At 43.7% G+C, this 26,908-nt stretch carries 30 protein-coding genes; 9 read left to right on the top strand and 21 right to left on the bottom strand.

The features are described 5' to 3' along the window. The first annotated feature begins 336 nt into the window (after positions 1–336). The 3 genes from VJL_RS10410 (at position 337) to VJL_RS10400 (ending at position 3,152) form a co-directional block, all read left to right on the top strand. Positions 337–1,272 (top strand): LysR family transcriptional regulator, encoded by a 936-nt coding sequence (locus tag VJL_RS10410; RefSeq protein WP_038877812.1) that lies wholly within the window; start codon positions 337–339, stop codon positions 1,270–1,272. A gap of 185 nt (positions 1,273–1,457) precedes the next feature. After that, the gene (locus VJL_RS10405) at positions 1,458–2,414 is read left to right on the top strand and encodes a hypothetical protein (protein ID WP_038877717.1); all 957 of its coding nucleotides are present in this window, start codon (positions 1,458–1,460) and stop codon (positions 2,412–2,414) included. A gap of 87 nt (positions 2,415–2,501) precedes the next feature. Then, positions 2,502–3,152: a hypothetical protein gene (locus tag VJL_RS10400; protein WP_038877715.1), complete on the top strand. Its 651-nt coding sequence runs from the start codon at positions 2,502–2,504 to the stop codon at positions 3,150–3,152. A gap of 113 nt (positions 3,153–3,265) precedes the next feature. Here the strand turns inward: VJL_RS10400 and VJL_RS10395 are convergent, their stop codons facing one another. The 5 genes from VJL_RS10395 to VJL_RS10380 all read right to left on the bottom strand — a co-directional run bounded on the left by VJL_RS10395 (position 3,266) and on the right by VJL_RS10380 (position 6,790). Next, positions 3,266–3,697 (bottom strand): YccF domain-containing protein, encoded by a 432-nt coding sequence (locus VJL_RS10395; protein ID WP_009704819.1) that lies wholly within the window; start codon positions 3,695–3,697, stop codon positions 3,266–3,268. Positions 3,698–3,890: 193 nt separating this feature from the next. Then, complete coding sequence (locus VJL_RS10390) at positions 3,891–5,105, bottom strand: MFS transporter (protein ID WP_038877713.1); 1,215 nt, start codon at positions 5,103–5,105, stop codon at positions 3,891–3,893. A gap of 12 nt (positions 5,106–5,117) precedes the next feature. Next, a complete protein-coding gene (locus VJL_RS28970; RefSeq protein ID WP_005535284.1) occupies positions 5,118–5,270 on the bottom strand; it encodes a hypothetical protein in 153 nt (50 codons plus the stop codon). Positions 5,271–5,442: 172 nt separating this feature from the next. Further along, the gene (locus tag VJL_RS10385; protein WP_038877710.1) at positions 5,443–6,165 is read right to left on the bottom strand and encodes a hypothetical protein; all 723 of its coding nucleotides are present in this window, start codon (positions 6,163–6,165) and stop codon (positions 5,443–5,445) included. Between the two features lie 106 nt (positions 6,166–6,271). Beyond that, positions 6,272–6,790, bottom strand: a complete 519-nt coding sequence (locus VJL_RS10380) for a cysteine hydrolase family protein (protein WP_038877708.1) — start codon at positions 6,788–6,790, stop codon at positions 6,272–6,274. 120 nt (positions 6,791–6,910) lie between these two features. Here VJL_RS10380 and VJL_RS10375 point away from each other — a divergent pair, with 120 nt between their 5' ends. Continuing rightward, positions 6,911–7,834 carry a GlxA family transcriptional regulator gene (locus VJL_RS10375; protein ID WP_038877705.1) on the top strand — a complete coding sequence of 308 codons (924 nt, stop codon included), beginning with the start codon at positions 6,911–6,913 and terminating at the stop codon, positions 7,832–7,834. Here VJL_RS10375 and VJL_RS10370 read toward each other — a convergent pair whose 3' ends face one another. The 7 genes from VJL_RS10370 to VJL_RS30475 form a co-directional block, all read right to left on the bottom strand. Further along, complete coding sequence (locus tag VJL_RS10370) at positions 7,835–8,767, bottom strand: Gfo/Idh/MocA family protein (RefSeq protein WP_038877703.1); 933 nt, start codon at positions 8,765–8,767, stop codon at positions 7,835–7,837. A gap of 127 nt (positions 8,768–8,894) precedes the next feature. After that, complete coding sequence (locus VJL_RS10365; protein WP_038877701.1) at positions 8,895–10,547, bottom strand: phosphoethanolamine transferase; 1,653 nt, start codon at positions 10,545–10,547, stop codon at positions 8,895–8,897. Positions 10,548–10,568: 21 nt separating this feature from the next. After that, positions 10,569–10,925, bottom strand: coding sequence for a diacylglycerol kinase (locus tag VJL_RS10360; RefSeq protein ID WP_038867306.1), 357 nt, complete (start codon positions 10,923–10,925; stop codon positions 10,569–10,571). Between the two features lie 170 nt (positions 10,926–11,095). Beyond that, positions 11,096–11,488, bottom strand: a complete 393-nt coding sequence (locus VJL_RS10355; RefSeq protein ID WP_038877700.1) for a glycine zipper family protein — start codon at positions 11,486–11,488, stop codon at positions 11,096–11,098. A gap of 133 nt (positions 11,489–11,621) precedes the next feature. Next, complete coding sequence (locus tag VJL_RS10350; RefSeq protein ID WP_038877698.1) at positions 11,622–12,908, bottom strand: ATP-binding protein; 1,287 nt, start codon at positions 12,906–12,908, stop codon at positions 11,622–11,624. After that, positions 12,908–13,621 (bottom strand): response regulator, encoded by a 714-nt coding sequence (locus VJL_RS10345; protein ID WP_038877697.1) that lies wholly within the window; start codon positions 13,619–13,621, stop codon positions 12,908–12,910. The genes VJL_RS10350 and VJL_RS10345 overlap by 1 nt, the downstream gene beginning before the upstream one ends. Positions 13,622–13,724: 103 nt before the next feature. Further along, positions 13,725–13,976 (bottom strand): helix-turn-helix domain-containing protein, encoded by a 252-nt coding sequence (locus VJL_RS30475; protein WP_080774282.1) that lies wholly within the window; start codon positions 13,974–13,976, stop codon positions 13,725–13,727. Between the two features lie 227 nt (positions 13,977–14,203). Here VJL_RS30475 and VJL_RS10340 point away from each other — a divergent pair, with 227 nt between their 5' ends. Both VJL_RS10340 and VJL_RS10335 read left to right on the top strand, forming a co-directional pair. Further along, positions 14,204–15,391 carry a hypothetical protein gene (locus VJL_RS10340; protein ID WP_038877696.1) on the top strand — a complete coding sequence of 396 codons (1,188 nt, stop codon included), beginning with the start codon at positions 14,204–14,206 and terminating at the stop codon, positions 15,389–15,391. Positions 15,392–15,618: 227 nt separating this feature from the next. Further along, entirely contained in the window at positions 15,619–16,854 is a 1,236-nt protein-coding gene (locus tag VJL_RS10335) for a hypothetical protein (RefSeq protein ID WP_152436641.1), read from the top strand. 101 nt (positions 16,855–16,955) lie between these two features. Here VJL_RS10335 and VJL_RS10330 read toward each other — a convergent pair whose 3' ends face one another. The 3 genes from VJL_RS10330 to VJL_RS10320 form a co-directional block, all read right to left on the bottom strand. Continuing rightward, the gene (locus VJL_RS10330) at positions 16,956–18,560 is read right to left on the bottom strand and encodes a BCCT family transporter (RefSeq protein WP_038877692.1); all 1,605 of its coding nucleotides are present in this window, start codon (positions 18,558–18,560) and stop codon (positions 16,956–16,958) included. A gap of 187 nt (positions 18,561–18,747) precedes the next feature. Next, positions 18,748–19,872, bottom strand: coding sequence for a mandelate racemase/muconate lactonizing enzyme family protein (locus tag VJL_RS10325; protein WP_038877690.1), 1,125 nt, complete (start codon positions 19,870–19,872; stop codon positions 18,748–18,750). A 10-nt stretch (positions 19,873–19,882) separates the two neighbouring features. Further along, positions 19,883–21,238 (bottom strand): FAD-dependent oxidoreductase, encoded by a 1,356-nt coding sequence (locus VJL_RS10320; RefSeq protein WP_038877689.1) that lies wholly within the window; start codon positions 21,236–21,238, stop codon positions 19,883–19,885. Between the two features lie 148 nt (positions 21,239–21,386). Here VJL_RS10320 and VJL_RS10315 point away from each other — a divergent pair, with 148 nt between their 5' ends. After that, positions 21,387–22,040 (top strand): GntR family transcriptional regulator, encoded by a 654-nt coding sequence (locus tag VJL_RS10315; protein WP_038877687.1) that lies wholly within the window; start codon positions 21,387–21,389, stop codon positions 22,038–22,040. Positions 22,041–22,125: 85 nt separating this feature from the next. On the opposite strand, the gene VJL_RS10310 is transcribed toward VJL_RS10315, so the two are convergent. Further along, positions 22,126–22,845, bottom strand: a complete 720-nt coding sequence (locus tag VJL_RS10310; protein ID WP_038877685.1) for an SDR family oxidoreductase — start codon at positions 22,843–22,845, stop codon at positions 22,126–22,128. Between the two features lie 224 nt (positions 22,846–23,069). Next, a complete protein-coding gene (locus tag VJL_RS10305; protein WP_038877683.1) occupies positions 23,070–23,375 on the bottom strand; it encodes an isoamylase early set domain-containing protein in 306 nt (101 codons plus the stop codon). Positions 23,376–23,568: 193 nt separating this feature from the next. On the opposite strand from VJL_RS10305, the gene VJL_RS10300 reads away from it, so the two are divergent. Together VJL_RS10300 and VJL_RS10295 are read left to right on the top strand one after the other, a co-directional pair. Beyond that, the gene (locus VJL_RS10300) at positions 23,569–23,946 is read left to right on the top strand and encodes a hypothetical protein (RefSeq protein ID WP_038867315.1); all 378 of its coding nucleotides are present in this window, start codon (positions 23,569–23,571) and stop codon (positions 23,944–23,946) included. Between the two features lie 82 nt (positions 23,947–24,028). Next, positions 24,029–24,628, top strand: coding sequence for a thiol:disulfide interchange protein DsbA/DsbL (locus tag VJL_RS10295; protein ID WP_038877682.1), 600 nt, complete (start codon positions 24,029–24,031; stop codon positions 24,626–24,628). Between the two features lie 60 nt (positions 24,629–24,688). On the opposite strand, the gene VJL_RS10290 is transcribed toward VJL_RS10295, so the two are convergent. The 4 genes from VJL_RS10290 to ribB all read right to left on the bottom strand — a co-directional run bounded on the left by VJL_RS10290 (position 24,689) and on the right by ribB (position 26,859). Continuing rightward, a complete protein-coding gene (locus VJL_RS10290; RefSeq protein WP_005433479.1) occupies positions 24,689–24,934 on the bottom strand; it encodes a hypothetical protein in 246 nt (81 codons plus the stop codon). Positions 24,935–25,088: 154 nt separating this feature from the next. Continuing rightward, positions 25,089–25,535 (bottom strand): DUF3429 domain-containing protein, encoded by a 447-nt coding sequence (locus VJL_RS10285; protein ID WP_038877680.1) that lies wholly within the window; start codon positions 25,533–25,535, stop codon positions 25,089–25,091. An 11-nt stretch (positions 25,536–25,546) separates the two neighbouring features. Continuing rightward, positions 25,547–26,092 carry a glutathione peroxidase gene (locus VJL_RS10280; protein ID WP_038877679.1) on the bottom strand — a complete coding sequence of 182 codons (546 nt, stop codon included), beginning with the start codon at positions 26,090–26,092 and terminating at the stop codon, positions 25,547–25,549. A 110-nt stretch (positions 26,093–26,202) separates the two neighbouring features. Beyond that, positions 26,203–26,859, bottom strand: coding sequence for a 3,4-dihydroxy-2-butanone-4-phosphate synthase (gene ribB / locus VJL_RS10275; RefSeq protein WP_038877678.1), 657 nt, complete (start codon positions 26,857–26,859; stop codon positions 26,203–26,205). Positions 26,860–26,908: the final 49 nt, after the last annotated feature.

Raw genomic sequence — 26,908 nt, 5'->3', positions numbered from 1 at the left:
ACGGTTGTGCCTGCAAAGGAACTTCTATCTAGCGTATCATTTAGAGTGGTAATGCAAGGCAAAAGAAACAAGCATTGTCGTTCTTCTGCTTATTGAGTGTAATTGTTCTGGTGAATATATTAAGAAGAGGTGGAGGTCGTATAAGGTCGACAATGACCTGATTGTTCTCTCAAACTGCTTGATTAAAAATTTATAAACGCCAACTAGATCTCAATCTTTGTTATTTTTTCGTCATAGAGGCGTAGAGAGTGCAAATAATTCATAGGTTGAGATTGGAAAGTGCACAAATCTGTTCTTATGCTGAATAATAACCTCAAGTTATTATCGATGTGGAATATGGCCAAAGATCTTTTCTCTAATCTCGACCTCAATTTGTTGAGGACGTTTATTATCCTCCATCAAGAACGCAATATGCGTAGAGCCGCTGAGCGTTTATTTGTCTCGCAGCCGGCTGTAAGTAAAGCACTGCAGCGCTTAAGAGACCATTTCGAAGATGAGCTGTTCGTGAAAACCCATCATGGCTTGCGAGCTACCGAGTACGCGAATGATTTAGCGGAAAGCTTAGCGCCGTTACTTGATGAGATATCGATGACGTTAAATGGCTCAAAAGACTTTAACCCATTAGAGATGAATGGGACGGTCAAGATTGCGTTAGCCCCTTTTATCCTTAGTTCCTATGCAAGCGAAATTTTTCAAGCAATCAGACAGGCGGCACCCAATGTGCAAATTCATTTACTGAACTGGTCGCGCTCTACCATGGATGAAATTATTAAGGATGAAGTTCTGCTTGGTGTGAACTACGAAATCAACCACGCTCCCAAAGAGCTCTTGACGAAAGAAATCGTAAAAGATGCGTTTTGTGCTTATGTTCGAAAAGACCACCCCTTGCAAGGTGATCGCCTACGAGTGTCAGATTGCCAGCATCTTGAGTTTGCGACCGTGATTGCCGCTGACTGGAACTCTAATATCTCATTTTCAGAAAAAATAATGAAGATCAAAGGGGTAGAGCCAAACATTGCGTTTCGCTCGGAACTCCCGTCAGCAATTATTGATGTGGTCGCAAATTCAGATATGGTGTTTCCGGCGTCTAAAACCGTGAATGTCGATAAGTTGTATAAGCTCCGTAGGCTTGATATTGAGCTCGATGGTATGGTGATCGAACCGTCTCTGCTGGCTTACTACCACCACAAGAATCGACATAATGAGATGGTGCACTGGTTGCGCAATATTGTAACGGAGATTATTACCGGACACCTAGAGCGAGAGTCGTAACAATAATAACCCTCAGTTATCACGCCTTATACCTCTGTTTATTAATAACCCGCCGTTAAGTGCGGGTTTCTTTTAAGCAATTAGTACCAAAAAACACTGTTCAATATACTTCTCTTCATCGGGCAGGGAGTCCACAGAACCTGCAAGAGGCAGCCCTGAATTTCGACAAATTAAGAGAGTAAATCATGAAAGTTAAATTACTGAGTGCAGTTATCGCAGCATCTTTTCTAGCCGGTTGTTCATCATCAAGTTCTTCGGACTCCCCTAGTGAGCCAGCAGGTGTGGCATCGGTACAAACCTTCGAAGGTGAACATTTCGATGGAATGGCAATTCAAGGCGACAATGGTGAGTACAACACAGTCGCAATCCGTGGCGTAGAAGGTAACACCGTATTTAATGTCGGTGGTGAACTGTACTTCACCGACGGTGATGTCGTGAAAGATGCTTCAGGTAATGTGGTTGGTAATATCGAAGTTCGCAATAACGAGTTGGTGTTTGTGAATGACAAGGGTTTTGTGCACTTGAGTGTAGAAGATGGTCGATTGGTGGTGGAAGAAGTAAAACCTAAGATTGAACATCCTATTGAAGAAGATGTAGATCCTGACTTTGGAGGCGGTGTTGTTCCGACATATGGTGACATCATTGAACTTGAAGGTGCGGCAGTAATCGTTGGTGACAATGGGAATCATGTATTCATCAGTAAAGATGAAACAGACACTGTAAACATTGTTGTTGGTGATTCAGGTGCTTTTTACACCGTTAATGATAGCGAGATTAGAAATGAAGACGGTGACATTGTAGGTCATACATCAAAAGAAGGGGATAACTACATCGTGCGTTTAGAAGATGGCACAGAGGTGGTATTCCGCAACGAGGATGGTCGTTTATTTGCCGGAGTCACGAACCGTCCAGATATTAGCCACCCAATTGAAGGGGTTCCAATGCATCCGATTGAACTGCCGTCGCCAATTAACCCAATCGAACCAGAAATTAGTCACCCAATCGAAGATGTCACTAATTTGCCTACAAACCAATTAACCAAAGAACAGCGTGCAGAGCTGAAACAAAAGGTTCAATCCCTATCACAAGAGCAACGTCAGGAAATAAAAAGAGCGATTCGCGACCGCGTTGAGCGCTCGTAAACCAAATCGCATAAGGGTAAGTAGCAAGGAGCCGCTTGATTTAAGTGGCTCCTTTTTTCTTTTCGAATCTTTCTGATAGGTATTCCAATGAATAAATCTCTGACGCTGCTTTGCGCGCTCTTTGCCATGCCGTGTTTTTCTGCTGACTACAAAATGCCAGGGTTTGGTTTAGACGTGTCCAATACAGATGATGAATGGATTGTGACTGCTTCAGGGTACTTACAAGCAACGGAAGAATGGAACATTTCTGCTGAAGTGGATTCTACGGGGTATTTAGAATTTGGGACGGGATATGGCGTGATGCTCGGACAGTTCTATACAGAAGCATTTGTGAGCTATGGCCGTGCAGATCTGTTCGATGTGTATGATGCGGGAGTATTTACCGGAACCGCATTAGGGGATGATTGGATGGTTTTCGCCAACAGCTCTCATGAGTGGAGAACCAGCTCAATCGGTAAGTCATTCCCATTATTGGAAAAGACAGAGAGAGAGTGGAAAAACACCGTTGGTGCAAGCTATACACCGATTGATTTTATCCGGCTTGGTTATTCGTATAACTACGATAAAAAACTCACAGAAGGCGGTCATCGAACCAATCACGAAGTACGTATTACTTTAAAGCCAAAATGGGTAGAGCCTTATGTGAAGTACACATTTGGTGAGCATCGAGTTTCGCCGGGCTCGACCAAGATAAGTGAAGAGAACAGCGTAGAACTAGGTATTAATTTTAACTTTTAACTAAGGTGGGAGTATGAACTTTCAATCCATTATTCTTGAGTATGCAGTGGCGATTATGGGCTTACTTTTGACAGGAATAACCCTCTAAGCAGGATGCTCAGAGGGCGACAAAATTAACGGTTGATGTTGTAGCGAGCCATTGCTGCTTCTTCTGTTGTTACGACTGTTTTACCAATCGGAGCCAGAGAGATAACCGCAAGTTTCAGGTGTTGAAGTGCGAACGGAATACCAATGATAGTTACAAAGCATGCTACGGCAGAAAGTATATGGCCGATTGCCAACCAAATACCTGCAAATACAAACCAAATCACGTTACCAATCACGCCAAGCGGGCTAGTACCGATGTCCATTTCATTGGTCAGTTCATCTCGTGAAACCGCTTCTTTGCCGAATGGGAAGAACGAGAAGTTACCCATCACAAAACAAGCGCGTCCCCATGGAATGCCGATGATGCTGATGAAAGCCAGCAGTCCGAAGAACCACCATAGCAAACCCATGAATACGCCACCGAATACAAACCAGATGATGTTGCCGAGTGTTCTCATTTAAAACCCTTTTTGATTTATAGCGTTGTGTTAAGTATGTCACACGAATCTTAACAGAGGATGAATGGACGCACTTTATCTTAAATAAGCAATCATTGATGAGAATGCCTATTCGATTGAGGGAAAACAGAAAGCATGTTGCGGGGAGAAAAGAGAAAAGGCTCCTAGCTATAACGTTAAGAGCCTTCTTAGATTACGCGGTTGCCAAGTTCAAACGTGGTACCGGTTTGTCATTGATCGGCAGGTGAATAAGAGCCGCGATAAATGCCAACACAACCGTTGACCACCAGATTGGATCGTAAGAGCCGTAGTAATCGTAAATGCGACCACCAACCCAAGCCCCCAAGAAGCTGCCTACTTGGTGAGTGAAGAATACTAAGCCGTACAAGGTTGAAAGGTAACGAGCACCAAAAATCTGGCGTACTAAGCCGGAAGTCAGTGGCACCGTGCCTAACCAACAGAAGCCGATAGCACCACCAAAGATGGCTGCAGTGTGTTCGGTGACAGGTAAAGTCACAAAAGCACCAATCACCACCGTACGCATTAAGTACAGAGCAGACATAACGTGACGCTTGTTAAAGCGATCGGCCATCACACCCCAGAAGTAAGAGCCAAAGATGTTGAAGATGCCAACATACGCCAGTGCCATCGCTGCTGTCGAAGCCGGTAAATCTTTATCTGCCAAGTAACTTGGTAAATGAGTGGCGATAAACATGACATGGAAGCCACACACGAAGAAACCGGCGTGGATCAACCAGTAACCTTTGTGTGCGAAAGCTTCTTTTAACGCTTCTTTCAGAGTTTGCGTATCTTCTTGAGTATTTGCTGCGTTGTTGGCTTGTGGTTTTGCTGTTCTCATGAACAACGCAAACATCACCATAAAGCTACACAACACGGCAAACACCTGAAGCGCACCTTGCCAACCAAAGTCACTTAATAACGCTTGTGCGCCGGGGATCATCGCAAACATGCCGAATGAGCCCGCAGCAGTTGTCAAACCAAATGCTTTTGCTGCGTGTTGGGCAGGGACCACTTTCGACACTGCGCCTAGCACGATCACATAACTGGTCGCGCTTAAGCCGAAGCCAACTAGCACACCCAGCGACAAATACATCATGGTTGGCTCAACTGCGATAGAAGTCAGGTAAAGACCCAAAGCGTAAGAAATGGCACCTAAAATGATTATACGCTTCGCGCCCCAACGGTCTGACGCCATACCAACGAATGGTTGGAACACACCAAACAACAGGTTTTGCAAGGCAATAGCAAAGCTAAAGAACTCACGGCCCGTTTGGAAGTGGTCTGAAATTGGCATCATAAAAATGCCGAACGATTGTCTGATCCCTAGACAGATAATCAAAATCCCTATTCCAAGCCAAACAAGAATTGGAAATCGGAAAATACTCATAATTTGCTCTTATTAATGATGATGGTGGTGATGAGAGTGATCCTGGTGTTCGCCGTCGCCAGTGGTTTGATGGCAACCGCTGTTGATGGCTTGCTCTGCTAATATTTCCAATAACTTAGGTGAGTTATGGACGATGATTAACGACAGGCCCAACATGACGGACATTCTCAGCACCTGAGCGAAAATGGTTTGAGAAAAAAGCATGCATTGTGCGCTCAAGTAGAAAAAAGAGCGCGAAGTGTAGAGACAAGTCTGTGATGACACAAATGATAAAAAGTGAAGTAAGGTATGCGTTTTATGCATACCTTATTGAGTGTCCAAAATACCAACAATTGGCTTAAAAAACAGAATCTAAAACAGACAGCACTCGACAGTTGCCCAATGGATCCAATATCACCATGATGGCTCTGGTTTCGGTAGAAATACTGCACGTGTCTATCACCGTTGTAGTGCCTGTTTCTCTGATTTCAATCGGAACATTTGCGGTATTCGCACCTACGATGATCTGGCTCGACAAGGTTCTTTTGCTCAGATTAAAGATCCGTTGGGACCCATCCACCCAAACATCACTGTTGATACCGCCTTGTAGTTGGCTAGCATCCATAACGAATACAGAGACTTGAGTATTGGTTGTGCTGCTCGTGTCGGGCTTGTCTTGGAAGACGAGGTCATAAAATCCTGTGTTAGCGTCACCAAAAGCAAAGATTACTTGAGGATTAGAGACAGCAATTGAACGTGTCTCACTGACTAAGGTTTGCTGGCTATTGGTTTCAATCAAATCAAACGTGATATCAAAAGTACTGGCGTTTTCTTGAATCAACAGCAAGCCTGTTTCTGTCGCACCATAAAGTGGCAGATTGGAATAAATATCTTCTTGCAGGCTGCCATAGTTGGCTTGAACACTGATATCTGAAACACCGCTCGGGTTTTGGTTGACGAAGTTAACGGTCTGAAAGTTGAGAGCTCTTACCGCAATCTCTGGATCTGAGGAATCGCTCCCTCCACAGCCGGAGAGTGCGCTCGATAAGGTGATAATTGATAAAACTGACATCCACTTCATTGTGCTGTCCCTATAGAGTTAATGAGAGTCAGTGCCAACCAACAGGACCCGACGAGTGGCGCATCGGGTCGTTCTAATTAAGACAGTATAGTGGATGCTCGCAGGCTTACAGTTTTTGTTCTGCGGTTACTAGTGGGACGCGAGTTGATACAGCGTGCAGTGCGATGTTGTGGATCATTTCATCGACCGTTGTACAGCAGTCCATAAGAATTGATACCTCGTATTTTTCTGCCGCTTTAGAAATCGCAGTATGAGTGACACAGTTTTGCGTCATCATGCCAGTTACTAATAGCTCTGTTACCCCATGTTTTTGCAGTACTTCTTCAAGGTTTGTTTGTTCAAAGCCGTCTGCAAAGTGTTTGATAACCACATCGGCATTTGGCGCTAGCGTTAAGATCTCAGGGTGAATGTCAGCGCCTTCAGAACCTTCATTAAAGAACGGCGCTATGCCCATTGCTGGGTCGGCGATGTGCTGAATATGAATGACAGGAATATTTTTCTCATTCGCTTTAGCAATTGCGCTCTTGATGTTGTTTAGTGTTGCTTCTGTATTCCATAGCGGGAATTTACCGTTAGGGAAGTAGTCGTTTTGTAGATCGATAACAAGAAGTGCTGCTTGGCTCATGGTGTTTTCCTTTTGTTTTCAGTGAATGTGTTGCTTTGGTATGTGAGCTATTATGCGTGCTTTCTTTTATCTTGCTCAGTGTCTAAAATGACAAAAAATAGGCCAAAATCGACAATTGGAATGAACAAGATAAACATTGCTATTGTGAACTATCCGGGGGCTTCAAAAGCATCAGTCTATGGTTTGCAGGAGCTGTTTGAGATGGCAAACCGTGCTTCGATTGAGCTGGATGTCAAATGCCGCTTTCATGCGGACATCATTGATTGGAAAGAAGAGGCTATTCGAGCTGATGAGTTCACGGTCGTCATACTGCCGCCAAGCGGTGCGGAGCAATATTACCTTTCGCCAAGTGAGGCATTAACGTCTTGGTTGTTTGAGCAGCACAAAGCTGGTGCGGTTGTGGCGTCTGCATGTGCAGGCGCGTTTGTTCTCGCTCACGCTGATTTGTTGAATAACAAAGCGTGCACGACACACTGGGGGTTGGCAGGGTTATTCCGAGACAGGTTTCCTAACGTGACGCTTAAGCCCGAGTCCATCCTTATCAACGAGGGCAGTATCATTACCGCTGGTGGCATGATGTCTTGGCTTGATTTGGGGTTGGAGCTGGTTTCTCAGCTAAGTACATCTGCAGTGATGCGTCTGTTGGGAAAGATGCTGGTGGTCGATACAGGTGCCAGAGAGCAGCGTTTTTATCAGCAATTCACACCTAACTTTCAACATGGTGATAGTGCCGTTCTTAGTGCTCAGCACTACATGGCCGATCATTTCTCACATGTGATTTCAAACCAAGCTCTATCGGAGATCAGTTGTTTAACTGAGCGCACGCTTCAGAGACGTTTCCAAAAAGCGACAGGTTTGAATTTGAATCAGTATCTGCAGCATCTTCGTGTGCAAAAGGCGTGTGATTTATTAGAGTCGAGCAACTTAGCTTTTGAAGTCATCGCTTATCAAGTTGGGTATCAAGACGCGAGCGCGTTTCGCAAAGTGTTTATCAAAACTATGGGATTGGCTCCCAAAGCGTTCCGCGCTCGTTTTAGTGCTTAATTATCGACGCACTGACTGTACAATATTCTGACAAATCGCTTCGGCAAGTTGGTGGCTAGCGATATTACGCGCTACGATTTCAGAAGCGATTTTGCCTGACTGGATGACTTCAAACCAATCCAACAGCATAGAGTGGAAGCCTTTACTGGTCAGCATTGGCGTCCAATCTTTTAAGCTCAACTTCTGCTCTTGATTGTCTTGCCACAGTTTCCCTTCAACAAACGAATCAAACTCCATTGCTTTGTTTGAATAGCACGCTTGGACACGTTCAGTGGTGATTCCAAAATGGCGGTTCATGGATGCATGAAGTTGTGTCTCACCATGCTGCCATTGGATATCTAAACGAGCCAGTTGGTCACCATCCATTTGATGTGTAATGTAAGCGTCTTTCAGATCTGCTCTGGCCGTGATGTTCACGCTATCAAGAGGATGGATAAAATCATCAAAAATGAAGGTACGGATATCCCCCGGTAATTGATGACGGTTCTTCTCCCAACGCAGAGATTTCAAGCCTGAAAGTTCGCCTTTCTGGATGCTCGGCATATGTTGATTGTAGAGCGGGATATGACGGCGATTGAAACCAACATACAGAGGCTGTTTCACGCGTTCTGCCAGTTCATATAGCTTTTCTACTTCAGCAGCGCTGTCTGCCAAAGGCTTATCAACGAATGTCGGGATGCCTTGCTCTAAAAAGAAAGACGCTATTTGAGGGTGAACGCTAGTAGCGGCGTGAATCATGACCGCATCTACGCCCATACCAACCAGTTGTTGATAGTCTTGGCAGGTTTCTGCGATTCGATACTGTTGAGCGAGCGCGCTGAGTACGTTTGCATTGCGGGTACAAAATACCAACTCAACATTGGGAATTTGAGTGATAACAGGAAGGTAAGCTTTTTGAGCAATGTCGCCCAAGCCAATGATGCCAATTTTCATCTGGTTCTACTTTGTTTGTTAGCAAGACCAATATTATAACTGGAACAAGAATGATTTTTGGGAGTGAAATGCCATAAAAAAGCCTGACTCACGTTAATGTGTCAGGCTTTTAGGTATTTGTTTTCGACTAAGATGTTCTGCAAGTCTTAAAGATATCTAAGGCGCCGTCGTATGCATTGGTTTCTACATCCATAATGCCCAACAACGAGTGGAAGACATTATCGTGTGAGTGCGTTGCGGTTTGCTGCGCTTCTTGTTCCAAGCAATCGGTGTTGACATGTTTGGCTTGTTTAAAGCCTGGTGACATCCAAAGCATCATAGGAACACGCTTTTGGAAATCCGGTGCTAAACCATAAGGCATACCATGTAAGAACAACCCGTTTTCGCCTAGAGACTCGCCGTGATCAGAGACGTAGATCATCGCCGTGTTGTATTTATCTTCCAACGTTTTCAGTTTCGCAATGGTTTGATCCAACACGAAGTCTGTGTAGCGGATCGTGTTGTCATAAGAGTTAACAATTTGCTCCACACTGCAGTTTTCAATATCTGCACGAGGGCAGTCTGGTTGGAAAAACGCTTTGTCTTTCGGGTAGCGCTGGAAATAAGTCGGACCATGGCTGCCAATCAGGTGAAGTGCAACAACTCGGTTACCTTTCATGCTCGCGATTTGGTCGTCCAAATTGTCTAGCAGCGCCATGTCGTAGCAGGTATTACCGTTGCAAAGCGTGTTTTGTTTGCCGCGTGCGACATCCATCTTATTGATCTTATGAGCAACACCCTTGTCGCCGCCGTCGTTGTCTTTCCACATCAAATCAATGCCAGCGCGCTGCATGATGTCCAATGCGTTATCTTGGTTGTCAGCTTTACTGCGATCAAAGTCGTGGCGTGGTAATTGAGAGAACATACAAGGCACAGAGACCGCCGTTGCGGTACCACAGGAAGAAACGTCTTGGAACGAGATAACGTCCAACTTACTGGTGTATGGGTTGGTCTGTCGTTCATAGCCGTTGATTTGATAATTCTGAGTTCGTGCCGTTTCACCTAATACAAAGACAAGCAGCGTCGGCTTCTCTTTTGCTTGCTCTAGTGCAAGGTGGGATTGTTTCGCATCCGTGCCAATCTCACGATAGGGCTCTGGCGTCGTTAAGTAGTTTTCTTTTACATAGCTAGAGATCGCGTACACGTATTGAGTCGGGATGATGACTTTTTTTAGGTAACTATTGTTGCGACCAACCGACGCATAGTCTTGATAATAAAGCCCTGCGATGATTGCGATAACAACCAGCGATGCCAGCATAGATACTATTTTGGTTAGCGCAAAGCGAAGCCATTGATCTTTGAGTGGTTTGAACTTCAGTTTGAAAACAAGTAAAGCGGGGATGACACCCATGATGACAGTCCAAATGACCGAATAGGTACTCAGGTAAGAGCTGGCTTCACTGGTATCTGTCTCAACGATGTTGGTGATCATGTCTGTGTCAAACAAGGTGCCGTAGTTGTAGCTTGCGTAACTCACCATGCCCGACGTGATAAGCAGGAAAATGAAGAATGGCTTGCCGATCCAGGGCCAACTGAACAGGTTAAATAAGAAGTTCAGCGCAGCAAAGAAGAAGATTGGAATCGTAATGATGAAACCGATCTTAACCTGGTCGAGATCCGCAAAGATATGAACCAACTCTTTGTAGATAGGGATATTGACGACTAGAGCGAAATACAAGGCTAATAAAAGCGTAAAGGTAATGTAGGATATACCTTTAGCTGGGGATTCAATTGTCTTCATAAGTGACATTCTTCGGTTGGTCTAAAGTAAAATCGACGCCCAAACAAAAAGGGCGAGAAAAAGCGCAACAAAAACTGCTGCGGAGCCAATGTCTTTGGCTCTTCCACTGAGTTCATGCCAGTCATCGCTGACACGATCGACAACCGCTTCGATGGCGGAATTAATCAATTCAACAATCACGACCAACAGAAGGCTGCTGATCATCATGATGCGTTCTAAGGTGGTGACAGGAAGCAAGAATGCGCAGATAGAAAGTACGAGAGTGAGTACTAGTTCCTGTCTGAAAGCGGCTTCATGAGTCCATGCTGCTTTCAATCCTTGAAGTGAATAGCCGGTTGCGTCCAATATTCGGCGAATGCCTGTTTTACCTGGTTTCAAAATGAGAGCCTTATACGACTAAGCCAAAAAAAGAGAGGGCAATGAGGGATCAAGCCCCTTAAAGAAAAGGCATCTAATTACGGTTGGAGAGTAGAATAGTGATCGTGAAACATTTGTGAAATTCACAGCTATAAACTCAATTATTTATGCAATTGATGAGAATTTATACTTTATGATTCAAGGTCGTATACTGTGTAGCCTTTGTTCGCTAGGCATTTACGAAGAACCAATGCTTGAGTTTTGGTTGAATCACTAGCACCACCAACAGCACCGGCGCCTGCTCCGACAGCTGTGCCCGCAACCGCACCCACAGCAGCCCCGCCAATGCCATCTTCTAATGCGCCAGCAACGGCACCGACCAATGCTCCAGTAACGGCTCCATTTTGTGCTTCCGTTTTAGCGGCTTCACCTTTATCTACTTTTTCTGCGTAACCTTGGCAGTAAGTAAAATCTTGTTCGTATTGGGCTTGGTCAACATTGGTCATATCGACAACAGGTTCTTGGTTGTAAGCACAAGCAGCAAGTGTGGAAGAAAGGGTGACGAGAAGAAGAGGTTTATACATTGCGTTGATCCATTATTGCTGTGAATTTATGGATTAAATGTACACTGTTTTATTGTGGTGCTCTGTCGGCCAATTGTATTGAAGTGTCGCCTTTTGTAATGGCGTTTAAGGGAGTATTGATAAGTTTATGAGTTTATTTGGGAAAGCAGATTGTAAAACACGCACCGCCGTACGGGCTGTGTGAGACATAGACTTCGCCGTTCTGCAATTCAACGATCTGTTTGACGATGGCAAGCCCCAAACCGAAGCCACTGGTGCTCTTGTTACGTGATTTGTCAGCACTATAAAACGCGTCAAACAAATGAGGCCAGTCTTTCTCTTCGACACCACAGCCGTCGTCGTGTATGCGAATACAAGACTTCTCAGGCGTCTCTACAATCTCTAGCACGATTTGGTTTTGTGCATAACGCATTGCATTGCGAAGTAGGTTATCTAAGGCACGTTTAAGCAGTTTCGGGTCAGCATCAATGACCGTCTGCTGAGAACTTGTGTCGTCAATCGAGATTGAAAGTTGGGTGTCACGTTGCCACTTGGGTAAAAACGATTTAGCAAAGCTTGATAAGGCGACAGAGGAAGTTTGAATCTCGGCATTTGGTCGCTCCATTTTTGCATAGTAGAGCAGTTCTTCGACCATATTTTCCATTTCATCAATGTCTTCTACGATGCTCTTGATGTATTTCTCTTGTTGTTTGTTAAGTGTCGAGTCAGCTAAGAGATCCGCTTGCCATTGTAGCCGGAAAATCGGTGTACGTAGTTCATGCGCGACAGCATTGGTAAGCATCTTGTTGGTCGTGATCAGGCGAGACACTTTCTCTGCCATATGGTTAAAGCTTTTGTTCAGAGTACCCACGGATTTGGCACTAGACGTATCAGCTCGAGCATTAAAATCACCAGAGGCAAAATCGACAGTGACCTTCTCAAGTGCTCGAACACGGCGGCTTAGGAACCAAATCAATAAGACACAGTAAAGCGCGAAACCAGCTAGAAAGAAAAGCCAAACAATGTTGTCATCAAAGTTAATGGCTTGAATGATAGGGCTGTTGGGGTTTTCGCTCAGTTTAAAAATTGGGGATCCAGGCTCAAAGCGAAACCACAAATCTCTCTCATCATCGAAGGCCGTATTAACGAAAGGATCTTCATCAAAAACTTTCTCAACTTCAGGAGGGAGGCTCGTCATCTCTTGCGCTATCAACAACATGTGGCTTGATGTCGCAAACTTCTCTAGTTGCTGAATGGTGTAATCTTCCCCTTTATCTTGGTAAATAGGGTAGATCAATTCATGGAAAGCTTGTGCCTCGTGTTCTTCAAGTAAGTAGTCATAGTCCGTATTTAGTTGATAAACAATGACTTCATATCCAACCAAACTGGCAACGAAAAGAATGATCAGACCTAAAAAACTTTCCAGATAAATTCGTTTCATTACACGTTCCAAGCATCAGGCATAAAGAGATAGCCTTTACCACGGACAGTAATGATTTTTTGTGGGGGAGTTGTGCTATCGCTAAGCTTTTTCCTTAACGTTACAATTCGGTTGTCAATCGTACGGTCAGTGCCATCGTATTCGATTCCACGCAACGTTTTGGTAAGCCACTCGCGAGAAAGGGTTTGTTCAGGATGGCTAGCGAGTACCCAAAGTAAATCGAATTCACCATCGGTGAGTGCAATCGGCTCATGATTTAGATTACAAGCTTTGCGTAATCGGTTTAGGCATAACACACCGATTTCAAGGCAGGTATCGGAGTCTGAAGCTGTGGTTTCCTTGCGGCGTAACAACATACGAATACGAGCAAGCAGAACACGCGGTTTAATCGGCTTAGTTACGAAATCATCGGCACCAATTTCAAGCGCAGCAACATGGTCAAAATCATCATCACTTGCGGTAAGCATCAGCACTTTGCCTTTATAGCATTCGCGGATCTGGCGGCAAACACTCAATCCATCTTGCCCCGGCAGCATCAAATCTAAAAGAACGAGATCTGGCTGGCTTTCAAGAATTGCCTCGGGTGCATCGGTCCCATTGTCGAAACAACTGACGTCAAAGCCCTGCTCTGCAAAGTATTCGCTCAGCATAGCCTGCAATTTAGGGTCATCTTCCACGATGATAAGGGATTGCTTAGTGTCTATTACGTTCATAGCAGTGATGCATCTTGTAGGAATTATCCCTGAAACTTAAACAAATTTGTCAGGGATTTCAATAAACGCATTTGCATTGATGACTTGTTATCCTAAAAGTTTTTTACCTTGTTAGTATGGTGACTTCTACGTTTAAGGCTAAACACATTCTTAAAAACGTATCTAGTCTAGGAACAACTCTAAGGTTTTCGATCTTGCTGATATGGCTCGCTGATGTATCACAAAATGACGCTAAGTCTTCTTGGCTCATATTAATTCTATTTCTTTTACTTCTTAGTTCGTTGATCAATTGGCAAGTTGAGCTTGATGTAAGATCACTTGAAGAGGGAAGCGCATTTACGTTATTAGGCTGCATGGGATTGTGATCAGAAAGTATTTAATGCAATTAGTAAAAATGGTACTGAGATTTTCGTCCATTTATATGTAATTTATGACAAGCTATTGTGTGAATGAATGACATAAAATTAAAAATAATTAGCTCTCTTATCAAATAGTATAAGAAGAATTATGAGGTGGGAACTTTTAAATTATAAAGTAATGATGAATATTTCCTATTTCCATTGGTTACATGAGATTTAGTAAATGCATTTGTTATTTAGAGAAAAATTCAAACATAAGTATAGTGTCCCAGTTTTATTCTTAGCTTCTTTTTTACCACTGAAAAGTAATGCGTCAGTTGAAAAAATTGAAATACCGACTTTGCATCAAAGTGGAGTTGTTAACGTTGGGCAAAGTATTACGGGAAGCGTTAATGGAAGCATGGGATTGAACCTTTATTCTGCAACGGGGGAGAGGAACAATTACTATTGGATTGACGCTACAAGTAACGAACGATTGATGAATGGTATCTTGTATACACCGAAACAAGTTGATGCTGGGAGAAGCATTTCTCTATGTTTAGACTCATCGTGTTCTGCTTCCGTTTATGTGAACTCTCCTGATCGGTTAAGAACTGCTAATGATTTTATTGATTATCGAGACTGGTGGTCTGTGAGTCAAACAGTTCAAGATAATGTTGTACTAAATGCAGATAGCGATATCGGCATTACCGTGGATTTTTCATATATCGGACCTACTGGGGATGACGAAGAAGGTTCAAAAGTTGGTATTGGCTTATGGTTGAGTCTGATACAAGATAAAGTTGATAAAAAAGTTATAGCAACTCAGGTAAGTGAGGGCACCAATACTCCGGCTCTAAGTGGGAAAAAGGTAGACGTTCAAGCATATTACGAATTGAAGAGCCTTAATTTGGCTCCAGTAAATGTGGTAGAGATATGTGAGGATGTTTACTTTGATGTAGGTAACACAACTTGGAATGCGTGTACTACGAGGATTGTTGCTGAATCTGATTGTGATCCGTACTGCCGTCCACCTACTAAACAACAGTTTGATGTTCTTTTCCCTTCGACATCGTTCAAACATGAAGAGGATGTTTGGAATGCAGATAAAACTGCGAAAAAAACTTACACAGCAGCCCCGTCTTTTGAAGGAGATGAGCATCTTCTAAATTCATATTGTAAAGCACTAGGTGGCAAGATAAGTGCACTTTCTGCGGCCGATATGCAAACCCTTGTCAATGAAGATATGGATGAGATTGATGCGACTTGGCCTGGAGAAACAGGGTACTGGTCAAGCAATCACATCGAATCCGGTTTCGCTGTCACTGGTGGGTGGGGAGAAGTCACTATGCTAAGTGATGATCTTTCCGTTCAAAAAGCACCTCGCTCTTTCTATAAAGGATATTATATCTGTAAGAAAAATACGGATTAATATTTATTGTTAGCACTATTGCTTTATTTTTACAAGAAATGCTAGCAATAGTTTGTTCTATTTAATAAGTGTTGGTTAGCGAGATTTTTTACTTTTTAAACTCTTGCTAACCAATTTTAATCTGTTTCATTTAACATAGGAAACTGAGCTTCTTAATTATAACTCATCAGAAGATTTAAAAACCTATTACTTAATGAAATAAGGTAACGAACAAACGGAAAGGTATTATGAAAAAGTTTTCATTTATTTTGTTTTATATATTAGTGGGTTCAATACCCCAGAAAGCACTATCCGGAACGTCAGCATCAGCGCTAGACAATTTAGGTAATCTAGAAATAGTCTCCGAAAGCTTCTCTATAACGCGACAAAGCATGGGTACATCTGGGCAGTATGTACTTTTTTCCTATGTTGATGGTGAGTTGGCGACGAACTTTGATAAACAAGGGAACTCTCAAGATATCTACTGGCAAGCTGAGAATGGTGTCAAACTGAGTAGCAAAGTTTACTTAACCAGTAACACTATTGAAACCAATAAAGTACGATTTTGTATTGATAACAACTTGAAGGTTCAGTGTTCTGAGTATGTGAGCAGTCCTGTAAGTACTAGACAGATCATTGAGAATACAGGCGGTATTGAAATCGATTTTGTTGACAGTGATAACCTTATGGTGGGTGTACAACCAGAGTCCTACTCTCAGTCTATTGATGGGGCGGGAGTGTTTTCGTTCATTTACCAAGAGCACTTGGATCAAAATGAACGCGTACTGGACAATACGATTAGTTATTTTGTCGATGAACAAACATTGATAGGCAAAGCTGTTACTAACGAAACAAGCTCTATTAAAGCTTGTGCTGTGGGTGGTTTTTCAATTGGTAATCCGACTCTTGTAAGTGATTGTTCTCCTTCGTATCAAGTTGATGATGGGGTAGGTGAGACAGCCTTGTGTCTTTACGAGCATGCACACTATAAAGGGCGAAGTCTTTGCTACTCCACCAAAGATATAAACAAACCTTTGAAACTTCCTGCTGACTTTAACGACATCACGTCATCTTTCACTATTCGTAATGGGTATCGTGTGACTTTAGTTTCTGACTATGAATTTGGTCGAAAAACTAAATATAGGACTTATTACAAGGATGAAAGGTTTGTTAAGTATCTGAATGATAAGACATCTATGATATTGATTGAACCTGATGATAATCTTGCCTGTTTTTACGAAAATGATGACTTTACAGGTAAGCGTTTATGCGTTGCACCAAAGAAAGCGGTATACGACTTGAGTGATAATTACATCTACATGTTTTCCGCGATGACAATATCTCCACGTCTAACTCGTGGCTACAAAATCAAGTTGGGTAAAAAACGCGGTAAACACCATTACTATGGTTGTTACCGATGGACACGAATCTGGCATTCTTCAAGTCACTACAATGATAAAGCTGCAAGGATCTGGGTGAAGTAGTTGTAATTCGTCACACAATGTGAAGACACATTTCAGGATGGGTCAGTCAAAACAAAAAAGCTCCGAGATTACTCGGAGCTTTTTTAATTGCCTAAAGGTGACTAACTAGCCTGTGGAGCAGGTTGCTGGTTGGTAACCTCGGTTTGTTCTTGTTGTACTTCCTTGGCAAGGATTTCATCTTGTTTGCGTTGATGCTCCATAATTTGTTCGTAGTTTTGCTTAAGGTATTGGAGTGTTTTAACCGCCGCGATGAAGAACACTGGCACGATCAATACGATGATCAGTACAGGGAACGCTTTAAGGATATTCAAGTCAGCATTAATCAGTAAGAAGATGATTGGTAGTGCTGTTAGCAATAAGCACCAGAACAGACGAAACATTGGGTTTACGTTTGCTTCTTCATCTAGCTGTTTAGTTGCGATGCCTGCTAGTGAATACGAGGTGCCATCTAGTGTTGTTACTGTAAACAGAATCATCGTGACTAGGTAGATAGCAGTTAGCAACATTGGAATAGATGTTGAGTCAAATACTTGCTTCACCAACTCAGTTGGCTGACCTTCTCCAATCAGTTTGACACCATCAACGACGCCGTTGTTTACAAGATCCATTGAGAAGGTGCCACATACACCGAAGATAACCGCAGAGCCCATTGTGCCGCCAATCACTAGGATTAGAACCACGTCTTTTAGCTTCTGACCTTGGATGATCTTAGTGATGAAGACACCTACACCCGGTGAGTAAGAAATCCAGTTCGCTAGGAAAAATACCGTCCAGTATTGAGGGAACAACGTTGTGCCATATGGATCTGTGTTGGTGCTCATGCGGATGTATTCAGTCAACATGATACCAATGCCATTGGTTAAGTTGTTCATGATCAGAGCTGATGGCCCGATGATGAAGATGATACCAACAAACGCTGCACAGATATAAATGGTTGCACTAGATAGGCGGGCCATGCCTTTCTCAATGCCGATGTAAGAGCTGAGAGAGAAGATCACTGACAATCCAAGGATAACGCCAATACCCAACATTAAATTGTCTGGAATGCCTGTTAAGCTCGCTAGGTTAGAGGAAATCATCGGGATGCCCAAACCTAATGTTAATGCGGTTGCGGCAAGCGTGGTGATGATGAACAGTAGGTCAATAAACTTCTGAGCCCAAACTGGAAGGCGATCATTAAAAAGTGAGTTGATAACACCACTTAGGCTCATGCGTCGGCTTTTCTTTAGGTAGAATACGACGGCGAATGGGATGGCTACAATGAGGTAGATAAACCAGCCTGCAGCGCCCCAGTGGAACATGTTGTAAGCCGTAGCGTATTCCATTGCCATGGCTTTATCTGTAATACCGAACTGAGGGTCCATGAAGTAGTATACCGCTTCAATAAAGCCCCAGTACATGGTGCTTGCGCCCATGCCCGCAGACAATGCCATTGCGAACAGTTGGAATTTCGTAAACTTAGGTTTGGTGTCGCCCATACGAATATCGCCATATTTAGAAAAGGCGAGGAACAATAGGGCACCTGTTGCGAAAAGTGTGTACCAAAGGAAACCAGAACCGAAGTTAATGACGGTAAAATCTAGCATGCCGCTCATGGTGCTTTTTACGGCTTCTGGGTATACCACTGCAAGAATACCTAGAAGCAGTACAAATCCAAAACTGCCAAAAGTAAGTTTCCAGTCGATTTCTGAAGTATTCAATTTCATTGTGACTTTCCAATATTGTCTATTAATGAGAATACTCGGACGGCCTTGTTTATTGTCACTGACACTCAGGGCGTCTGCCTTTCTCCCGTTCCCATACGAGTAATTAGAAAGGCAGACAGTGTAGGGTTAGAGGGATGTCAGTCTTTTGCTGTCTCTGTATTAATTGTTTTTGTCTTGAAGCTGCGGTTTATTCGAACACGTACGATGCCACAGACATTTCTTTCACTTTGTCCCAATCCATTTCAACACCTAAGCCGTTGCCTTCAGGAGCACGGACATAACCTTCTTTGTCGGTGCGGATAACGGTTTTCGACGCTAGCTCAAAGTCTTCGTAAGGGTAGAATTGTTCAAAGAATTTACAGTTGTTATGCGCAAGAGCGACGTGCAGGTTTGCGGCTTGCGTTAGCGTGTAACCCATTGATTGGATCTCTAGGTTCTTAGAGAAGCCCTCTGCAATGTGGAAGCATTTGTTTAGAGGCGTAATACCACCACAAACCGTCGCGTCTTGGCGAATGTCAGACCACATCTCTTGTGATAAGGCATAGGTCACTTCTTGCAGTGTTAACAAGCAGTTACCATGGCTAGAAATCTCAAGGTCGGTATTTTTAACTAGGCGTTTATAAGTGTTGTAGTCGTAATCAGAAACCGGTGCTTCTAACCACTCCCAGTGGTAGCTTTCTAGACGTTTTGCCATTGCCATTGCTTGTTCTGGCGTGTAGAAGGTTGCCGTATCAAGCATGAATCGAATGCCAGTTTTCCCGTAACGAGCCTGAACTGCGTCAACAAGGGCAACGTCCTTTTCGTACACGCAGTAGCAGTGAAGCTTGATTGCTTTAAAGCCGTGTGCAATACAGTCGTCTAGGTACGGGAAGTACTCATCTACGGTGTCGAACATTGGCGTCGATGCATAAGACAACATTTTGTTTCGAGCGCCACCTAAAAGCATGTAAAGAGGCATGCCCGCTTTTTTGCCTTTGATGTCCCATGCTGCGATATCAATTGGCGCTTTAGCTGGCAGACCACCCCAAGTACAACGCGCCATTAACCAGTTGTAGAGCTCTTGAGTTGCCAATGGATTTTTACCCAGTAAACCTGGAACTATGGTGCGTTGAGATTCGATAATGCAACGGTCAAAATCATTCTCTGTATAGCTGATTGTTGCGCCTAACCCCTCTGTACCATCGTTACAAATTAGACGGATGATGTTATTGGTGTATAACAAAGGTTCTTGGTTATCTGCCCATGGTACAGGTGCTGCATCGCGGTCTGCTACAGCGTAAAGTTCTACACGTTCAATTTTTAGATCGGTCATTTTTCTGTCCTTACAGGCGTGAGCCATTTTTAATCATGGTGGCGCGAATCTCCGCGACATTTAGGTCACGAATCGCCGTATTTGTATCAATCGCTTGTGCAGCAGCAATGCCCGCTGCATGACCAAGCTCAAAGCATTGCGCGGTGACGCGAGCAGAAGCAAGGGCTTCGTGTTCGGCGCTCAAGCATCGACCAGCAACAATGATATTTTCACCAACCACTGGCACTAGCGTGTGGAATGGGATGTCGTAGTAATCGTTAATTAGCCAGTGCAGTTTTGGTTTGTCGCCGGAGTGCAATTCGATAGGCCAAGGGGTACGGCAAATACCGTCTTCACGCTTGCGACAGTTAACAACGTCTTCATTAGTTAGCGTTTCGATACCAACAATAGAACGCGTTTGACGAATGCCGACTTCTACACCGGTGTCGACAACGAATGCCTGTTCACAACCAGGAACAAAATTATTCAAGAAACGGGCGTATTCACGAACTTGGCGACGACCGAACACTTCGGCTTCTGTGAAATCTTCAGGATCAATGACGTTCAGCATGCGTCCATCTTGACCTGCAAGGCGTGTCGCATTAACCATCAGCTCATTCGCGCGTGTGGTCGGAAAAATCCAAATCTTATGACGTGGCAACTGGTATTCACCGCTCTGGTTGGCTGCAAGAATATTTTCGGTGACTTTTGTAGGGCAGATCGTGTCGTTGCCGTAGTAGTCGAGATAAGTGTCCATATCGACACCGCCAAAACGGAAGAACATGGTTGGGTTTTGAATACGACCATTGTCGCCAAAGTAATAATCCATACCCGCACGAGCTACCACAGCAGCATCACCAGAAGCGTCGATGATCTGTTGACTTAAGATGATACTTTGACCTGCGTTTGATTCGATGATCACGCCTTTAAATGCATCGCCTTCCATGATCACGCCAGTGACTGACGTATGGAATAGAGTTTTGACATTTGCTTGCTCTAGGAAATCATCAGCAACTTCACGCCACATCAAAGGATCGTGAGTCACTGTGTACGTTTTACCGTAACGCTGTGGAGCAGTGACGCCACCTTTGTTTTCTAATGCTTGACGAAAACGTTCTGTAAAACCGAATACCACTTGTTCTGGTTGTGCATTTTCATCATCTGATGCCATGTACATACCGCAGATAGTGCCAGATAAGCCCGCGACGGCAGCACCACCGCAAAAACCGTATTTCTCAATCAGCCAAGTGTTCTTACCTAGACGACCTGCCGTTTCAGCTGCGGCAACACCAGCAGGACCTCCGCCAATAACTAACACTTCTACTTCAGCCAAAACAGGTAGGTCAGGAGTGTGTTCATAACGACGGATAATGTTCCAAGATTTCATTCTTACCTCACTAATAGATTACTGATGTTCATCTGATATATCAGTTGTATGTTTTTAATATATTCGGATTTCTTTTTTTGGTACAATGGCAAAACTTCTTATCGTGAGATTGCTCACTAAAAGATTGATCAATGGAATAGGAACGAGAATGACCGTAAATTCAGTCAATAAGACAGAAGTTGCATACAGCAAACTTGAAAAAATGATCATCTTCCGCGAATTAGAACCAGGGAGTATGGTCAGTGAAAAACAGTTGGCAGAAGAATTAGAACTTGGGCGAACGCCAGTTCGAGAAGCGTTACAAAGATTGGCTTATGAATGTATGGTTGAGATCCACCCGCGACGTGGAATTCAAATCCCAGCAATCTCTGTCGAGAGCCAACTAAAGATCTTAGAAGTCCGTCGCGACATTGAAGCCTTATGTGTCAACTACGCTGCCTCGCGAGCAAGTGTTGAAGAGAAACAGCAGATGTTAATGTTGGCTGAGCAGTTAGAAGCTTGTGCAGAAAACAAAGATGATCTGCTTTACGCGTCTTTACTTAAAGAAATCCATACCTTGCTCGTCAAAGCTGCATGTAATGAGTATCTGCAGCTAGCAATGGCACCACTACAAGGCTTATCCCGCCGCTTTTGGTTTGCATTTAAAAACCAAGACTCAGATTTGGTTGAAGCATCTTCTCTTCATGCTGCAGTTTTACGTGCTGTCAGCCATACTGATGGCGAGGAAGCGGTCGCGGCATCACATCGTCTCAATGACTACCTAACTGATGTGGCTTATCGAACGATTAAACCGAGGAAATAATGCCGTTTGGGTCCGTTTGATTACAGCAACAAGAAAAGCGGCATTGAGCCGCTTTTTGAATTTGTTCGTCTTAAAATTGCACAGATTAAGGCTGTTGCTTAGTTGGTGCTAGAGCGATCTCACGGATACAAACGTTTTGTGGTTGTTGGTAAGCAAACAGAACCGCACGTGCGATGTCATCAGCAGCTAGCACGCCGCCCATGTCTTCTTTCCATGCACCGTAACCATCTTTGATTTCTTGCGATGTAGTGTGAGAAAGCAGTTCAGTTTCTACAGCGCCTGGTGCGATTGTTGTTACGCGAACGTTTGATGCTGCTACTTCTTCACGAACGTTTTCAGAAATTGCGTGAACCGCGAATTTAGTACCACAGTAAGCCGCATGGTCTGGGAACGTCTTTTTACCTGCGATTGAGCTGATGTTGATGATAGTACCGCTGTTACGCGCTTTCATTGGTGCTAGCACAGACTGCATGCCGTTTAGCAAACCAAGTACGTTCACGTCGAACATACGTTTCCACTCTGATGCATCTTGTGTGTCAATTTGACCAAGTAGCATCACGCCTGCGTTGTTTACTAGTGCGTCAGCAGGGCCAAATTTCTCTTCTGCTTTAGCAATTGCCGCTTCAAATGAAGCTTTTTCAGTAACGTCTACTTTTTCACATAGCGTGTTTGGCAGGTTTAGTGCTTCTAAGCGCTCTACACGACGAGCAAGAAGAAGAAGTGGGTGACCTTCATCGCTTAGACGGCGTGCGATAGCTTCACCAATACCAGAACTTGCACCTGTGATTACAATCAGTTTTTTCATCTTTTGTTTCCTTAATTTTTTAAGAATTGCTTTCGTTTGAGAGCAGCTTTTAGTCAAGAACACCTGTTTCGCTGCGATGTGGATATATTAAGGAAATGGTGTTTGTTGATATATATCGCTTTAGGTAAAACACTGTTTCCATATAACAACAATTGGTGGTAACTTTATGAAAATTAGGCAATAAAAAAGGTGCACTAGTGCACCTTAGTTTGTGTATTTAGTGATTAAGCTGGCTGCTCTTGGGTACAAACGACGCTATTGTCGCTACCAAAGCCATTAGGCACGTATGCGTCTGCTTGCGGATCGTTTTCCCATTCAGCTTCGTCAAATAGATAACGGAACTGGATATTTTGTTCCGTCGGCAAGCGCGTTTTAAATTTAAATTGGCCACTTTTCTTCACGAGCTTCATTGGTTCTGGTTGCCAGTTGTTGAAATCGCCTGCAATTTGAATCGACTCCCACTGATTTTTGTCTAGCTCGAACGTGACTTCGACTTCATCTTTTGTTTTAAAGAATCTCTTTTTAAGCATTAATCTTTCCTTGTTTGTACAAAAACTGATCTAACTATTACTCAGGTTTCATAGTGATTTCAAGTTTTATTGGAATCGTAGTCGGTAACGAAAGTAAGAATCTTCTGGTTTATGAGGGTGTTACTCATCGGATAACTTGTATGAAAGAGTGGATTCTGTATGATGAGTATTCACCATATTTTAAAGAAGTTGTATGTTGAGTTTTAATCGTACATTAATGATGACAATGCTTTGCTTGTTGGCCATGCTGCTAACTGGTTTTGCGTCAAGTGTACGTGCGGCTACGGCACCGATTGAACATCATACGTTACAAACGGCTTCTGATGACTTTCATCATCCATTAGGTACTGAACGAACGGATTGTGTTGAGTCTCATCAAGATGTGCATGTCTTAGAGAAAGGACAGCAACCACATACCAGTTGTACCTCTTCATGCCTCGTTAAAATTCCCACGAACCTTTTGCAAGATGAACAGATACAACTCCCTCATCGTCTTGCTTTGATCGACAAAGCGCTCACACCGAAAGCGGTGCTCGTTATTTATAAGCCTTACCGTCCTCCAATTGTTTGATTCCAGCCTCAATCATTGACCAGCCCAACTGGCGTTTTATTTATTAATGAGAATGGCACAGGTGTGCCTAAAGGAATCAAACATGAAAAAGCTACTCGCGCTATGCAGCACCCTTTTATTGGCATTTACTGCCCACGCAGCACAATTTGAAGAAGGTAAGCACTACAAGGTCTTAGATGTAGACAAGGCCAGCAAACCGACAGTGACGGAATTCTTCTCTTTTTATTGCCCCCATTGTTACAAGTTTGAAGCAGTGATTGACAACATGAAGCCAGCATTACCGAAAGATGCAAGTTTTGAGAAAGTTCATGTTGCTTTTATGGGCAGCGATATGGCCGTTCCAATGGCTAAGTCATACGCAACAATGGTGTCTTTGGGCGTAGAGAAGACGATGGTACCGGCGATGTTTGCTCAAATTCATCAAAAGCGCCAAGCGCCAAAAGATGAATCTGAACTCAAGCAGATTTTCGTTGATAACGGCGTCGATGCGAAGAAGTTTGATGCGGCTTACAACAGCTTTGCCGTTAACTCAATGCAGAAGGGCTTTGATAAGCAGTTCAAACAAAGCACATTAACGGGTGTTCCAGGTGTATTGGTCAACGATAAGTACATCGTTATCCCTAATGAGATTCGTACTTATGATGAATACAACGAGTTAGTGAATTACCTACTGACACTATAGTTTTTGAGAAAAATAAAAATGGCGACCATCGAGGTCGCCATTTTTTATGTTCATTTTGCGTTAGCGGAGAACAGCCGTACAAGCTGCGGTTGGCATATCAGTCATAAAGATCGCATTTGGATAAAACAAGCTGGCAACAGTGACGGCAACGTTACAAGGCTGAGCGATGGTGGTTTTCACTACGTTGTTAAGAACCACTCCAGTGGTATTCACCGTATTGACCGCAGCCTGTTGTGCTTGATAAGACACACAACCTGCTGTTGCATTGATAACTGCGGTACTAAAAAGAAGTTTACGAAAAAACATATTCATATCCTTTGTGAATGCTTTTGAGATACTTATATGACCATCCATTCATAATTAAAACAAAACGGTGTTCAAAATTACGCGCACTTCACGAAATGAACATTGTTTTATATAACTTGGTTAATTTTGTGATCTGGTAGGTGGACAGACCAGTTTAAACGATTAAAACCAACCCATGCATAAGTACCACACCTGTCGTGAGCTTGCCTCGCATCATCTGATAACCTTTTGGCTCCGCTTCTTTTTCTACTCTTCGAATCAGCTTTTCCGCGTACCAAACGGCAATGTAGCCAGCTGCCAATAACAGAGTCGCGGTGACATAATGCTTGTTACCTTGCAGCAATGCTCCCCAAGCAAGCAATACGAATAAGTTACTTAGCACCAAGGCATTTCGACTCAATCGATGGTAGAAATGATCAATGGCGTTGCCCCAAAGTACCCCGGAAAGAAAACTCAAAATCACCGCACTGTAAGCAATAAAAAACTGCTCCCCAGATAAGTTAAACAAAGTCCTTTCTGTAACGATGAGAACCAAGCTGAACAGAAAGGGCAGCAGTCCTAAATAACCCAATTGCAGCATTGTCGTACGTGTGGTCGTCATAGCAGCCTTCCTTACAGTTGCTGTTCAATCATGTTAGTAAGCGTAGTACTTGTTGGAGAGGTTGAACTTGGGAAGGTCGCAACGACTTTACCTTCTTTGTTGATCAAGAACTTGTAGAAGTTCCATTTCGGAGTAATGCCCGCTTGAGTACTGATCTCGGCAAATACTGGGTTTGCATCCTCGCCAAGAACAGAGGTTCGCGCCATCATAGGGAAGGTAACACCGTAGTCGAGATAGCAAATTTTAGCGGTTTTTTCTTCACTGCCACGGTCTTGACGAAAGTCGTTACTTGGAAAGCCCACAACGGCAAAGTTTTGGTCTTTGTAAGTTTGATGCAACTGCTCTAATTGCTCGAATTGAGGGGTAAAGCCACACTGGCTTGCGGTGTTCACGACCAGTAGCGTTTTGCCTTTGAAGGCGTCACAAAGCTCTATTTCTTCCGTTGAATTGAGAAGCCTTTGCTTTCCTTGCAAGATATCTGGACAGCTCGATGCAAAAGCCAAACAGCTAGCGGAGAGTAGTGTTGTGGCAAGTGCGCTGCGAGTGATTCCCTTCATGGTGTTGATTCCTTTTGTTTTTACTAAGTATAGCTACTCGCAAAGGAATCAAATCGATCAAAAAAAGCCGCTGAGTTCAGCGGCTTTTGACTAGGGCAAATGCGTGTTGATTACGCTAGCTTCAAATCAAATTGATTACGGTACGTAACCATGTCTTCGATAGTGAGTACTGGCATGTTGTGTAAACGACCAAACGTGACGATCTCTGGTGCTTTTGCCATAGTGCCATCTGGGTTTGTCACCTCACATAGCACGCCTGCAGGCTGCAAACCGGCCATTTGCATCAGATCGATAGTGCCTTCTGTGTGGCCACGACGAGTCATTACGCCACCAGGACGAGCACGTAGAGGGAATACATGACCAGGACGAGCTAAGTCATCTGGTTTTGCATTTGGGTTTGCTGCTGTTTTGATGGTTGTTACACGGTCAGCGGCAGAAACGCCAGTTGTTACGCCTTGCTTCGCTTCAATAGAAACCGTGAAAGCCGTTTGGTTTGCGCTGTTGTTGTTCACAACCATTGGTGGCAGTTCCAATTTGTCTGCTTGAGCGTCTGTCAGGCATAGGCACACAATGCCGCTGCACTCGCGGATCATCAGAGCCATTTGCTCATTAGTCAGGTGCTCTACGGAATAAATGATGTCGCCTTCGTTTTCACGATCTTCATCGTCAAGAAGAAGCACGCCACGGCCTTCTTTTAATGCGATAAGTGCGTTTTCAACGCGAGTAATTGGGTCGCCAAATTCGGCAAGTAGTGATGACTGATTCATGGTTAACTCCTAAATATCACCAGAATCAGGGCGGTATGAGGGATCGTCA

The organism is Vibrio jasicida CAIM 1864 = LMG 25398, from assembly GCF_000400365.1.
Classification (GTDB): Bacteria; Pseudomonadota; Gammaproteobacteria; order Enterobacterales; family Vibrionaceae; genus Vibrio; species Vibrio jasicida.
This window is presented reverse-complemented; position numbering and strand designations above follow the sequence as displayed.